The sequence below is a fragment of the Glycomyces sp. NPDC046736 genome (assembly GCF_040645615.1).
Taxonomy (GTDB): domain Bacteria; phylum Actinomycetota; class Actinomycetes; order Mycobacteriales; family Micromonosporaceae; genus Glycomyces.
Map to the genome: position 1 here is coordinate 50,859 of NZ_JBEYYO010000023.1, position 11,817 is coordinate 62,675.

General features: G+C 68.2%; 12 protein-coding genes and 2 pseudogenes. 6 read left to right on the plus strand and 8 right to left on the minus strand.

The features are described from left to right. Positions 1 to 26 precede the first annotated feature (26 nt). Positions 27 to 1,217: an alanine racemase gene (locus tag AB0B28_RS20160; RefSeq protein WP_360123584.1), complete on the plus strand. Its 1,191-nt coding sequence runs from the start codon at positions 27 to 29 to the stop codon at positions 1,215 to 1,217. Here the strand turns inward: AB0B28_RS20160 and AB0B28_RS20165 are convergent. After that, on the minus strand, positions 1,214 to 1,612 hold the full coding sequence (locus AB0B28_RS20165; protein ID WP_360123587.1) for a (deoxy)nucleoside triphosphate pyrophosphohydrolase: 399 nt from the start codon (positions 1,610 to 1,612) through the stop codon (positions 1,214 to 1,216). The genes AB0B28_RS20160 and AB0B28_RS20165 overlap by 4 nt on opposite strands. A gap of 420 nt (positions 1,613 to 2,032) precedes the next feature. Between AB0B28_RS20165 and AB0B28_RS20170 the strand changes: the two genes are divergently transcribed. After that, positions 2,033 to 2,389 carry a pterin dehydratase gene (locus AB0B28_RS20170; RefSeq protein WP_360123590.1) on the plus strand — a complete coding sequence of 119 codons (357 nt, stop codon included), beginning with the start codon at positions 2,033 to 2,035 and terminating at the stop codon, positions 2,387 to 2,389. Between the two features lie 256 nt (positions 2,390 to 2,645). Here AB0B28_RS20170 and AB0B28_RS20175 read toward each other — a convergent pair whose 3' ends face one another. Both AB0B28_RS20175 and pip read right to left on the minus strand, forming a co-directional pair. Further along, positions 2,646 to 3,338 (minus strand): hypothetical protein, encoded by a 693-nt coding sequence (locus AB0B28_RS20175; protein ID WP_360123593.1) that lies wholly within the window; start codon positions 3,336 to 3,338, stop codon positions 2,646 to 2,648. 99 nt (positions 3,339 to 3,437) lie between these two features. Further along, entirely contained in the window at positions 3,438 to 4,376 is a 939-nt protein-coding gene (gene pip, locus AB0B28_RS20180) for a prolyl aminopeptidase (RefSeq protein ID WP_360123596.1), read from the minus strand. A gap of 125 nt (positions 4,377 to 4,501) precedes the next feature. On the opposite strand from pip, the gene AB0B28_RS20185 reads away from it, so the two are divergent. Then, positions 4,502 to 6,235, plus strand: a complete 1,734-nt coding sequence (locus tag AB0B28_RS20185) for an N-6 DNA methylase (protein ID WP_360123599.1) — start codon at positions 4,502 to 4,504, stop codon at positions 6,233 to 6,235. Here the strand turns inward: AB0B28_RS20185 and AB0B28_RS20190 are convergent. From AB0B28_RS20190 to AB0B28_RS20200, 3 genes are all read right to left on the minus strand, one after another. Beyond that, positions 6,232 to 7,278, minus strand: a complete 1,047-nt coding sequence (locus tag AB0B28_RS20190) for a hypothetical protein (protein ID WP_360123602.1) — start codon at positions 7,276 to 7,278, stop codon at positions 6,232 to 6,234. The two genes, AB0B28_RS20185 and AB0B28_RS20190, sit on opposite strands and share 4 nt — an antisense overlap. Then, complete coding sequence (gene ychF, locus AB0B28_RS20195; RefSeq protein WP_360123605.1) at positions 7,275 to 8,372, minus strand: redox-regulated ATPase YchF; 1,098 nt, start codon at positions 8,370 to 8,372, stop codon at positions 7,275 to 7,277. The genes AB0B28_RS20190 and ychF overlap by 4 nt, the downstream gene beginning before the upstream one ends. A 377-nt stretch (positions 8,373 to 8,749) precedes the next feature. Then, positions 8,750 to 9,172, minus strand: coding sequence for a hypothetical protein (locus AB0B28_RS20200; protein WP_360123608.1), 423 nt, complete (start codon positions 9,170 to 9,172; stop codon positions 8,750 to 8,752). A 104-nt stretch (positions 9,173 to 9,276) separates the two neighbouring features. On the opposite strand from AB0B28_RS20200, the pseudogene AB0B28_RS20205 reads away from it, so the two are divergent. Beyond that, positions 9,277 to 9,834: pseudogene (locus AB0B28_RS20205) on the plus strand (TetR/AcrR family transcriptional regulator); the annotation flags it as partial. Positions 9,835 to 9,855: 21 nt separating this feature from the next. On the opposite strand, the gene AB0B28_RS20210 reads toward AB0B28_RS20205, so the two are convergent. Both AB0B28_RS20210 and AB0B28_RS20215 read right to left on the minus strand, forming a co-directional pair. Further along, the gene (locus tag AB0B28_RS20210; RefSeq protein ID WP_360123666.1) at positions 9,856 to 10,425 is read right to left on the minus strand and encodes a hypothetical protein; all 570 of its coding nucleotides are present in this window, start codon (positions 10,423 to 10,425) and stop codon (positions 9,856 to 9,858) included. Beyond that, entirely contained in the window at positions 10,425 to 10,595 is a 171-nt protein-coding gene (locus AB0B28_RS20215) for a hypothetical protein (protein WP_360123611.1), read from the minus strand. Before AB0B28_RS20215 ends, AB0B28_RS20210 begins: the two co-directional genes overlap by 1 nt. A 277-nt stretch (positions 10,596 to 10,872) precedes the next feature. On the opposite strand from AB0B28_RS20215, the pseudogene AB0B28_RS20220 reads away from it, so the two are divergent. Continuing rightward, positions 10,873 to 10,986, plus strand: a pseudogene (locus AB0B28_RS20220) (MarR family transcriptional regulator); the annotation flags it as partial. Between the two features lie 217 nt (positions 10,987 to 11,203). Further along, on the plus strand, positions 11,204 to 11,632 hold the full coding sequence (locus tag AB0B28_RS20225; protein WP_360123614.1) for an organic hydroperoxide resistance protein: 429 nt from the start codon (positions 11,204 to 11,206) through the stop codon (positions 11,630 to 11,632). Positions 11,633 to 11,817 lie beyond the last annotated feature (185 nt).

Genomic DNA, 11,817 nt, shown 5'->3' on the forward strand with positions numbered 1-11,817 from the left:
ACATTCCTATTGGTGGCGGTGAAGCGATGGACGAGACGCGGCTGACGGCCCTCTACGACGACGTCCTGGACTGGCGGAACAAGTCCCTCCCGGCCGCCTCGCGCGGACGCAGCCTCGCCTCCTGGCTCGCCACGCGCCCCGCCGCGGCCGACCTGGAGACCCCGGCGGTCATCATCGACGCGGCCGCTCTGGCGCACAACACGACCGCGATGGCCCGGTGGTGCTCCGATCGCGGCCTGGCCCTCGCGCCCCACGGCAAGGCCACGATGGCCCCGCAGCTGTGGCGCCGCCAGCTCGACGCCGGAGCCGTGGGCATCACCGTCGCCAACGCGTTCCAGGCGGGCGTGGCCCGCGACTTCGGGGTCCCGCGCATCATCGTCGCCAACGAGGTCGCCGACCCCGCCGCGATCGCGCGCCTGAGTGAATGGCCCGGCAGGCCCGTGGCGGTCTTCGCCGACTCGGTCGCCGCGGTCGACCTCCTCGCCGCCGCCGCCCGCGGCCCCCTCGACGTGCTCGTCGAACTCGGGGCCCCCGGCGGCCGCGCCGGAGCCCGCACGGTCGCCGAGGCCGCCGACGTGGCCGAACGCGTCGGCCTCGCGCCGAACCTGCGCCTCGCGGGCGTGGCCGGTTACGAAGGGGCCGTGGCCTCCGGGACCGACGCCGAGTCGATAGCCACTGTGGACGACTACCTCGGCTCCCTCGCGAAGCTCTACGCGGCCTTGGACTTCGAGACCGACCGGCCCGTGGTCACCGCGGGCGGCAGCGCCTACTTCGACCGCGTCGCCGCCGTCCTCGGGCACCTCGCTGCCGACGCCGAGGTGGTCCTGCGCTCGGGTTCCTACCTCGTGCACGACCACGGCGCGTACGCCCGCTGGACCCCGCCCGCGCGCGGCGGCGACGGCCCCGAGCTGCGCCCGGTGCTCACCGCGCACGCCCGCGTCCTCTCCCGGCCCGAACCGGGACTGGCGATCCTCGACGCAGGCCGCCGCGACGTGCCCTTCGACCAGGACCTCCCGATCCCGCTCGCTCTCGAAGGCGCCGCCTGCACCCAGATCAGCGACCAGCACCTGTACCTGACCGGCGCGCCCGAGTCCCTGAAGGTCGGCGACGTGGTCGAACTGGGCCTGTCGCACCCGTGCACGAGCTTCGACAAGTGGCGCCTGATCCCGGTGGTGGAGAACGGCATCGTGGTCGACGCGATCCGCACCTTCTTCTAGCGCAGGACCTCTCGCAAGGCCTCGACCGCCGGGCGGTTGCCCGGGAGCCACGGCACCGAGTCCAGCGCGTCCGCCTCCAGCCAGCGCAGCTCGGCGTGCTCGGTCGGCTTCGGCTCGCCGCTGACGATGCTCGCGAGGTAGACCCGCAGCAGGTACCGGCCGTTCATCGTGGGCAGGTCCCCGCCGACGCGCTCGCCGACCTCGATCTCGACGCCCAGCTCCTCGCGGCATTCGCGGCGCAGGGCCACTTCCTCGGTCTCGTCGGGCTCGACCTTGCCGCCGGGGAACTCCCACAGGCCCGCCAGCTCGGGCGGATAGGCGCGGGTGGCGGCGAGGACCGCGCGGCCGTCCAGGATCGCGGCGCCGACGACGACGCGGGGTGCGGGTTCGGGCATGCGGGGGATTCTAACGATCGCCACATGAGCCACAACCAGTGCGTTTCGTTATCTTTCGCGCGACAGCTCACGAAACGTGAGCATCACTGAGCTCATTGTTGCTCATACGTTCGGCTGATGCGCCCTCGTCCTAGCGGTCAGGAATCCCAACCTGCGGCACAGAACCAGACAAGAATCGCCCCGGTTAATCCGGTATGCCTGATTAATCCCATTTGCCACCCTGGACATTGGCTGAGCGACGCGGAAGACTCGGTTCAGAAATGGTAAAGATCCGGCGACAATTCAGACACGAACGCCCCCCGTGTCCGTCGGAGCCGAATCAGACCAACCTTACTGATCGGCCACCGCCCTGCTCCGGCAGGGCATCGCAGCGTCGAACCCGACGCGCGATCCGGCCAGGACGAATGGCGACGGTGCCATATGGGGAGAACGGAGCAAGACGACAACGTGCTGCTGGACGCACTGAGGGAGCTCAACGGCTGGGTCGAGGACGACGGCCGCCTGTCGCGGTCGCTGCCGCTCGACGACTCCCAGCACGCCGAGCTCGCCGAGCAGATCAAGATCTTCTCGGACACGCTCGGCGTCAGACCGGCCGTGTCGCGCACGGACGAGGCCACGCTCATCGTGCTCGCCCGTGAAGGCGGATTCAGTCTCACCGACGTGACCTTCGCCGGCCGCGTCGAGACCGCCTACATCACCATCGCCGGCGACCTCGCGGCCGAAGAGGAATCGCACCTCGCGAAGGGCCGCTTCCGCTGGCTCAGGCGGACCGAATAACTTAGGGCCTGGCCTGTGGGCCAGACCGGTCGTTATCCGGCCCATTCGCCCGCTCGCTTCGTTGTCGGCCCTCCGAATACAACACCGGTATTCGAAGGGCCTTCCGCCTCCCGAGCGAACGAATGGACTCGGATACCGCCTCGCCCTGACCCACAGGCCAGGCCCTAGGCGGCTCGCCGGGACCCCACCTCTCGGCGAACCGCCTCTCCTTCCCGCAGGGCCGGACGCGGTTCGGCCTGCTCTCCCGCGAGCCGTCTCACCGGCCCGGAACGTAATTCGAGCGGCCCTCCCAGTTCCCGTGCTCCGACAAGGGCCGGAACCGCAGGGTCGTGAACTCGTGGTGGAAGTCCCGCCGTTCGCGCTCGGCCATCGCCGCCTTGTGCCGCTGAGCCGAGTCGCCCTCGCCGCGCCCGAACACCATGCCGGTCATCGCGCGCGCACTCGTCCAGATCGAGAACGTCGACACCGACCTGGGCGGGCGCACCGCCGCGAGCGCGAGCGTCGTCTCGGGATGGTCCCGCACCTGCCGCTCGACGGGCCTGCCCCAGTGGATGAACCGCGGCAGCTCCGGCAGCCGCATCCGCGCCAGCGTCACCGCCACCACCGGCTCGGCCGGGTCGCTCTTCTCCGTGATCTCCGGCAGGTGTGCCAGCTCCCGCACCGAGCCCCAGCGGCGCAGGAACGCCAGCCGCACATGCCACCCCGCGTCGAGCGCCCGCCCGAAGCGGTGCTCGGCGAGGAACGCCTCCAGCGCCGCCTCGTCGGCCCATTCGGCGAACACCGCGAGCCGCCGCACCTGCATCCGGTGCGGGGACACCACGGGCGCGCCCAGCCGCATCCCGGCCAGCACCTCGACATGACGCAGGCCCGCCGCCTCCGGTGGCCGCAGCAGCCCTCTGGAGGCCGCGCGCAGCGGCACCTGGGCGAGGTGGAACGAGTGGATGCTCATGCCCCGATCCAACCCGAGATCGCCTCGGAAAGCGAGCCGGCAACGCGACCGGCCCTGTCGCAGGACGAAGCGCTCCACGTCGGCCCTGCTCGGGCGCCTTCAGCCCGCGAGTCGGGAGATCGCCTGGGAGGACAGCTCCATCTCCTCGGTGCCGCCGTGCCCCTCGGTCTCCACGATGAACAGCTCGCTGCCCGGCCACGAGCGGTGCAGCAGCCACGGCGTGATCGCCGGGCCGCTCACGTCGTGGCGCCCGTGGACGAGCACGCCCGGGACGCCTTCGAGCTCACCGATCCGCTCGCGCACGGCCTCCGCGCCGGTGAGGAAGCAGTCGTTGGCCCAGTAGTGCGTCACCAGCAGCGCGAAGTTCTCGCGCTCCTTCGCATCCTCGAACATCGAGCCCGGCTCCCAGTTCGGGTCCAGCGAGACGTGCGTGGACTCCCACTCGTCCCACGCCAGCGCCGCTTCGGCGCGCACCTGGGGGTCCGGGTCGCGCAGCAGCCGCGCGTACGCCTCGACGACGCGCTCGCCCGGCTGCGCGACCTTGCTGAACTCGTCCCAGGCCTCGGGGAACACGATCCCGATGCCCTCGGTGATCCAGTCGAGCTCCGCGCGGCTGCCCGAGGTCACGGCCGTCAGGACGATGCCGCTGACCCGGTCGCGGTGCGCGAGCGCGTAGGCCAGCGCGAGCGTCGAGCCCCACGAGACGCCGTGGAGCAGCCATTGCCCGAGGCCCAAGTGCTCGCGCAGCGCCTCGATGTCGGCGATGAGCGCCTGGGTCGTGTTCGCGTCCAGGGTCTCGTGGCTCTCGCACGCCAGCGGCGTGCTGCGGCCGCAGCCGCGCTGGTCGAGGCCGATGATCCGGTACTTCTCGGGGTCGAACCTGCGGCGGTACCCGCCGCGCCCGAGCCCGCCGCCGGGCCCGCCGTGCAGGTACAGCGCGGCCTGGCCCTCCGGGTTTCCCGAGGCCTCCCAGTAGATCTCGGCTCCGTCGGGTCGCGTCAGGCGCCCGTGTTCGTAGGGCTCGATCGGCTCATGCATCGCCCAAGCCTAAACCCGGCCCGCGCCAAGGGATCTCACACGTTGAAGCGGAACTCCACCACATGGCGGCGGTTCGTTACTCCCTGAGTGGCGAAGCACCGTACCCTTGAGGCGGAGGGCTTCGCGTGGCCATCCATCCGACGAAGACGACCGCAGAGGCCTCACGATCCATGACCAGAACCAAGGCAATCTCAGACGAAAAGCGTCACGGCCAGCACTACACGCCTACCGAGCTCGCCCAGTTCCTGGCGACGCAGTCGATCGCCCATCTTCCGGACCACGACGGAGAGTTCGTCATCGTAGATCCCGCCTGCGGCGATGCGGAGCTGCTCCTCGCTGCGGCCGAGGCACTTCGCGCCGGCGGAAAAGTTAATGCGATCCGGCTGATCGGCTATGACATCGACGCGGAAGCTGTCGAGATCGCACGCGAGCGACTCGGCGCGGCGGGCCTCGAAGCTGACCTCATCCACGGCGACTTCCTGATCGCACAGAGAACGATGCCGTCCCACTCCGTCGACTTGATCATCACCAACCCGCCGTACGTGCGCACGCAGCACCTCGGACAGGACGCCGCACAGCTCCTGGCCGCCGAGTTTGGACTGTCGGGTCGCGTGGACTTGACCCACCCCTTCGTGACAACGGCTTCGAGGTTGCTCAGGACAGACGGCGTCCTCGGCCTGCTCTGCTCGAACCGTGTGCTCACTACTCTGTCAGGGGAGAACGTGCGCCGCACGCTCCTGAACGACGGGCTACAGGTGCGCGAACTGTACGATCTGGGCGACACGAAGCTGTTCAAGGCGGCGGTGCTGCCTGCGATCATCATCGCGAGCCGACGCCAGCCGACGGGTGAGATGGCGCGGTTCGTCAGCGCCTACCAGGTTCCCTCCGATAATGCGGCGCAGGCCAAGCCGCTCTTCGACGCTCTCGTGGACTCCGCGTCCAGTACGGCCCTGCTCAACGGCAAGCAGTACGAGGTGAAGGTCGGGGCTCTGGTCCCTCCGAACGACGCGAAGACGCCATGGAGGCTGTCTGACGCTTCGTCGGACGAGTGGCTCGAGTCGGTGGAAGCAGGCACCTGGAAGACCTTCGGCGACATCGCAAAGATCCGCGTGGGCATAAAGACGACTGCTGACAAGGTCTTCCTCGGCGACGCCTGGGACCGCACCGCTCCCGATGTCGAGGACGAACTACTCCTACCCTTGATCACTCAGAGCAACGTCACGCCCTGGAGCATCGACTCACAACTCGGGATGAAGGTGTTGTACCCCTACGACCGGGGCTCGGAGAAGCGCCGGGCGCTAAACATCGACGCCTGGCCAGGGGCACGGGACTACCTGCTGAGTCACGAGGAGCAGCTGCGCGGCCGAAAGTACGTCATCGAGGGCGGCCGTGAGTGGTGGGAGATCTGGGTTCCACAGCGCCCGGCGCTTTGGGCGACTCCGAAGATTGTATTCCCCGACATCAGCGAGCTACCCCGGTTCGCGCTGGACACGACCGGAGCTGTGGTCAACGGCAACTGTTATTGGATCTCCCTGAACGACATCGGGGACGAAGATCTCGCCTACCTCATGCTGGCGGTCGCGAACTCTGCCCTCGGCGTGCGATTCTACGATGAAGTCTGCGGCAACAAGCTCTACTCGGGCAAGCGCCGCTGGATCACGCAGTACGTGAAGCGGCTGCCCCTACCTGACCCCACAACCGCCGAGGCTAGGCAGGTGATTCTAGACGCCCGGGCGCTCGTGGAGTCGAACCCGCCCGACTCCGGCTCAGTCGCGAGCCTGAACGCCGCCGTGGAGGCCGCGTTCGCGGCGTCGAAGAAGGGGCCTCAGGACGACGCGTCCGCGATGTTCCTCTTTTAGATCTCGAACCAGGCGTTCGGGAGCCTCAGCTGCAACTTCGCGTTTGAAGTGAGCCCTCCGAACTGCCGGTACTCGTCGAAGAAATCAGCGCCGGTCGTCAGCACAAGGCTCGTGATGGTGAAACTGCTGTCGTGGCGGTCCGCGTAGAAGATCGCGTAGCGGACATCTCGTACGTCGAGGACACCATTCGCAGAAGCGAGCGGCGTGTCCGAGCTCGGGAGCTCGAGACCAAGGTCGACCGTGCGAGCGAGCTGGAGCTTGACCTCGACGAGCTGGGACAGAATGTCCGGGAACTGGCCATTGTCAGCGAAGGTCCCAGTCCCAAGCCGCTCGCAGGCCTCACGGTGGACGACCGTCCCCCGGTTGCGCTCTTGAACGATGCCCGGATCGACATACGTCTGACCGACCATCCGCAGGAGGCGCTCGTACACTTCTCCGACTGCCAGTACGCCACCCGGCTCGGGCTGAGCAACCGGTGAGTTCGGCGAGGCATGAGTCGAAGGGGCCAAGCGCGCGATGAAGTTGTCGGTGTCACACTCCGACACCAGCACCGAGCCGGCCGAGTCGTCGATCCGGGCCGCCTGGAACTTCGTCGTCAGCTTGCCAGTCTTGTCGAATTGGGCGAGGTCCGCGCCAGCAACAACGCGCACGTCGATGATCTCGCGCTCACTCAGGATCAGGATGACGTACCGCCGCTCGGCATCGACCTCTTGGTTCCAGATCTGCAAGTTGTTCGACTGCTGGGCGTAAACGTCGATGGCCGGGTGTGGCAGCCGTGGGCTCACGCGCTTGAACGACTTCGGCGCGTCATACCCCAGTGCCGCGCAGACGAGGGTTTTGGCAACGTTGCCGCGGGTCTTCACCGGCAGGCCGGCGAGGTCGCTCCTGCCGACCAGCTCAGCCTTCAGGAGCATCTCGAGTTCGTCAGGTGTGTAGAAGTAGCCGGAGTCCGCGGTAGCGGGCTCGTTGTAGAGATCTATTCCATGGCGGAAGATTTCGTCGCGAACCTGCCGGGCATGAGCGAGCACCACCGGCGCGCTCACTTCTTACCCTGGCTTGCAGACGTTATTCCGTGCCGGAACTCCACCACGTCGCCGTCGGCCATGACGTACTCCTTGCCCTCCATGCGGACCTTGCCCGCGGCCTTGGCCGCCTGCATGGTGCCGGATTCGACGAGGTCGTCGAAGGACACGATCTCGGCCTTGATGAAGCCGCGCTGGAAGTCGGTGTGGATCTCCCCGGCGGCCTCGGGGGCGGTCGCGCCGCGCTTGATGGTCCAGGCGCGGGTCTCCTTGGGGCCGGCCGTCAGGTAGGTCTGGAGGCCGAGGGTGTCGAAGCCGACGCTGGCGAGGCGGTCGAGGCCGGGTTCGGCCTGGCCGGTGGACTCCAGGAGCTCGCGGGCCTCTTCGTCGTCGAGGTCGATGAGCTCGGACTCGAACTTGGCGTCGAGGACCACGGCCTGGGCCGGGGCCACGAGGGCGCGGAGCTTGGCGGCGAGGTCCTCGTCGGCGACCTGGTCCTCGTCCACGTTGAACACGTAGATGAACGGCTTGGCGGTGAGCAGGTGCAGGTCGTACAGCAGCTCGGTGTCGAGCCCGGCGGCGAAGATCGTCTTGCCCGAGTCGAGGACCTCGTGGGCGGTCTTGACGGCGTCGAGCTTGGCGCGGGCGTCCTTGTTCATGCGCGCTTCGCGTTCGAGGCGCTTGAGGGCGTTCTCGACGGTCTGGAGGTCGGCGAGGATCAGCTCGGTGTTGATGGTCTCGATGTCGTCTACCGGTGAGACCTTGCCGTCGACGTGGGTCACGTTGCCGTCCTCGAAGACCCGCACGACCTGGGCGATCGCGGAGGTCTCGCGGATGTTGGAGAGGAACTGGTTGCCCTTGCCGGCGCCTTCGGAGGCGCCCTTGACCAGGCCCGCGATGTCGACGAACGTGACGGTGGCCGGGAGGACCTTCTCCGAGGAGTAGATCTCGGCGAGCTTCGGGAGCCGGTCGTCGGGGACGGCGACCACGCCGACGTTGGGCTCGATGGTCGCGAACGGGTAGTTCGCCGCGAGGATCTCCGAGCGGGTCAGCGCGTTGAACAGCGTGCTCTTGCCGACGTTGGGCAGGCCGACGATACCGATGCTGAGTTTCACGAGAGACAAGTCTAGGCGCCCGTTCGCGGAGGCCACACGCCGCGACCTCGCAAGGAGTGCCCGCCCACCCGGAGGCCGTGGGGTCGGGTCGGTCGCGTGGCTTCGGCCTCGAACCGGACCCGGGCGGCCGGTACGCGGCGAACGCCGTCCCGATGCGGCTGCCAGCGCGCTCGTACGGCGGGAGTAGGCGCCCGCTCCGAACCGGGGTGTCCGGCGGCTGGGTCGGGGGCGGGCGCCCACGTTCGGGGTCGGCCAGGCGGTGTTTACGAACTCACGGCGAGTCGGTATCCGAGTCCGTTCGTTCGCTCGGGAGGCCGACAACGAAGCGAGCGGGCGAAAGGGCCGGATAGCGGCCGGTGGGGGTTCGCAAACACCGCCTAAGCGGCGAGGAGGCCGATGCCGAGCGTCAGCGTTCCGGCGGCGAGGCTCAGGCCGCCGAGGTAGACCAGGGCGATCGCCCCGTTCGGCGAGGTGCGGTCCTTGCCCGCCATCGCGGCGAAGAACCCGCCGGACATGAGGATCGCGGCCGTCGGGATCGCGGCGCGGGCGGTCCAGCCCCAGAACCCTTCGAGGCCGCTCGCGTCCGCCAGCACGAGCGCGACGAGGCTGAGGATCACCAGCACGCCCGCGTGGGCGTGCCCGGCGCGCGCGAACGACTTCTGGAACTCGGTGAACGGCACCTTCCCGCCCGCGACCCGCAGCAGGAACGTCCCGCCGAACTCGATCGTGACGACGGTGATCAGGGCGATCCCGGCGATGACGCGCGAGGCGTCGCTGAGTGCGATGGCCGATTCGAACATGAGGGTTTCCAATCTCAAGTGGGTGCGACTTCAACGTACGCACACGTCTTGACAATGTCAAGTTGCTCGCTATAGCGTGCCTCGTGACCTTTGACACTGTCAAGATGCACGCTATAGTCGACGTCGTGACCGACCGCTATCACCACGGCGACCTCCGCCGCGCGCTCATCGACGCCGCCGTCGCCTCGATCGAGGAGTCAGGCCCGAGCGCGCTGAGCCTCCGCGCCGTCGCCAAACGCGCCGGGGTCTCCCACGCCGCCCCCGCGCACCACTTCGGCGACAAGGCCGGGCTCCTCACGGCCGTCGCCGCCGAGGGCTTCGACCGCTTCGCCGACGCGCTCGAACTCGCCTGGAAGACAGGGGACTTCCTCGACGTGGGCGCCGCCTACGTCCGCTTCGCCATCGACCACCGGGCCCACTTCGAAGTCATGTTCCGACCCGAACTCGTCCACTCGGACGACCCCGACCTCACCCGCGCCGAGACCCGCTCCCGAGCCGCCCTCCACCGCGGCTCCGGCCAACCCGACCCCCCCGCCGACTACAACCCCACCGCCCTCGCCGCCTGGTCCCTCGCCCACGGCTTCGCCGAACTCCTCCTCGCCGGCAACTTCCCCCCACCAGTCCTCGCCAACCCCGAAGCAGCCTTCCGAGCAATAGCAAAGACAACCCACCTCGGCCGCGACTTACGACGCCCAGAACCGCTCGGTCGCTTCGCGTTGTCGCTCCTCAGCGGCGATGCGCTCCTCGATCTCCTCGTCGGTGAAGAACCGGTGCCGGGTCACGGGCCCGGATCCCTGGCGTTTGGCGTACCCGGTCCTGGCGTTGGTCTTGGCGGTGAAAGTCGCGCCTGCGTGCATCAGCAGCGGCAGCCCGAGAACGGCTGCCAGCGACTCGTGCAACGGCCGCCCGCCCTCGTCGATCGCGATCACGAAGAAGTCGCCGAAGGCGATGAGCGTGATGAGGATGAAGTGGAACCGCAGCATCCGCAACCACGATCGATCGTTTCGGAACGGAAAGAACGAGACGCGGCCCAGCCAGACCTTCAGTCGGTAGTGGGTGTGGCGCAGTGCCGCGACCCCTTCGAGCGGGTATCCCTCCTCGTTCACCACCGGCACGATCCGACTGGTGATGAACAGGGCTGCCCAATACGAACCCGTGACGATCGTCAGGATGATCGCCGCCAGGGTCATTGCGGCGGCGATGCTGACCACCCATTGCGCGGCCATGATGACGGCGGGGTGCTGCGTCCACATCAGTGAGGCTCCGTGCTCGACTCCGCGGCGTGGACTCGCGGCAGCCGTCGGACTCGGACGACCGCGAGCAGGACGGCCCCGGCGACGAGCAGGGCGCCGAAACCGAGACTGGCCGCGACCACGCCGGTCACGAGATCGAGGAACTCGTCGACTTGCTCAGGCCCGATCATCGTCGCCTCGACTCGTCACGTGAGTGTCTTGGGATCGGTTGCTTCCGAACGATTTTGATGCATTCAGGGGCATAGCCGCACATGGTAACGGAGGGTTGCCGTTCGTAATTAAGTTGTTCACAACTAAGTTGTGCGCTACTGTTTTGGCATGGACGTGACGCCGAGGCTTGGTGAGCAGGCTTGTTTTGCGCTTTATGCGGCTTCGAGGGCTGTCGTCGGGTTGTATCGGCCGATGCTCGATCAGTTGGGGTTGACGTATCCGCAGTTCTTGGTGCTCATGGCGTTGTGGGAGCGGGACGGGCGCAGTGTGGGGGACCTCGGGGGTGCGTTGCAGCTCGATTCGGGGACGTTGTCGCCGCTGCTCAAGCGGTTGGAGGCGGCCGGGTTCGTCGAGCGGCGGCGTGATGTCGCGGACGAGCGGCGCGTCACGGTGCACCTCACCGCTTCCGGCGCGGAGCTGGAGCGGCGCGGCTGCGAGATCACCCAGGTCGTCGGGTCCGCCTCGGGGATGCCGTACGAGGAGCTGGTCGCGTTGCGCGACAAGCTCCACGAGTTCACCGAAGCCGTTCGCCGGCACGAATCAACCAGTGAATTAGAGGGGAAACACCATGGAACCGCTGTATGTCGCACACGCCGTCTCTTCGGGCGAGGGTCGCAATGGCCGCGTCGCCACCGACGACGGGCAGATCGATCTCGAACTGGCCATCCAGAAGGAGCTCGGCGGCCCCGGCGGCAAGACCAACCCCGAGCAGCTCTTCGCCGCCGGGTACGCCGCGTGCTTCCACTCGGCGCTCCAGGCCGTGGCCCGCGCCGCGAAGGTCGACCTCGGCGCTTCCACTGTGGAGGCCAGCGTGGGGATCGGCAAGGAGGGCGAGGGCTTCGGCCTGAACGCGATTCTCGAGGTCGCGACGCCTGGCGCTGAGCGCGAGGTCGCCGAGGGCCTGGTCGCCAAGGCGCACCAGGTGTGCCCGTACTCGAACGCCACGAGGGGCAACATCGTGGTCGAGATCGACCTGGTCCAGGCCGCGGGCGAGTAGTGGGACGAGTTTCGGGGGGCCGTCGCATCGCGACGGCCCCCCGGAACATGAATACGGCGGTTCCCGGCGTCAGCCTTCAAAACGGACATTCGCAAGCGCCCCCGATGCAATACTCCCGCCCGGGTACGACATCGCAACCCGGCGAGGCCGCCGAGCGCCGCTTCGCCGCGAGCTCCGTGCCTTCG

Coding starts and splice junctions, on each gene's coding strand:
- AB0B28_RS20160 (WP_360123584.1), top strand. CDS start 27: ATGGACGAGACGCGGCTGACGGCCCTCTACGACGACGTCCTGGACTGG.
- AB0B28_RS20165 (WP_360123587.1), bottom strand. CDS start 1,612: ATGCCCGAACCCGCACCCCGCGTCGTCGTCGGCGCCGCGATCCTGGAC.
- AB0B28_RS20170 (WP_360123590.1), top strand. CDS start 2,033: ATGGGGAGAACGGAGCAAGACGACAACGTGCTGCTGGACGCACTGAGG.
- AB0B28_RS20175 (WP_360123593.1), bottom strand. CDS start 3,338: ATGAGCATCCACTCGTTCCACCTCGCCCAGGTGCCGCTGCGCGCGGCC.
- pip (WP_360123596.1), bottom strand. CDS start 4,376: ATGCATGAGCCGATCGAGCCCTACGAACACGGGCGCCTGACGCGACCC.
- AB0B28_RS20200 (WP_360123608.1), bottom strand. CDS start 9,172: ATGTTCGAATCGGCCATCGCACTCAGCGACGCCTCGCGCGTCATCGCC.
- AB0B28_RS20210 (WP_360123666.1), bottom strand. CDS start 10,425: ATGTGGACGCAGCACCCCGCCGTCATCATGGCCGCGCAATGGGTGGTC.
- AB0B28_RS20215 (WP_360123611.1), bottom strand. CDS start 10,595: ATGATCGGGCCTGAGCAAGTCGACGAGTTCCTCGATCTCGTGACCGGC.
- AB0B28_RS20225 (WP_360123614.1), top strand. CDS start 11,204: ATGGAACCGCTGTATGTCGCACACGCCGTCTCTTCGGGCGAGGGTCGC.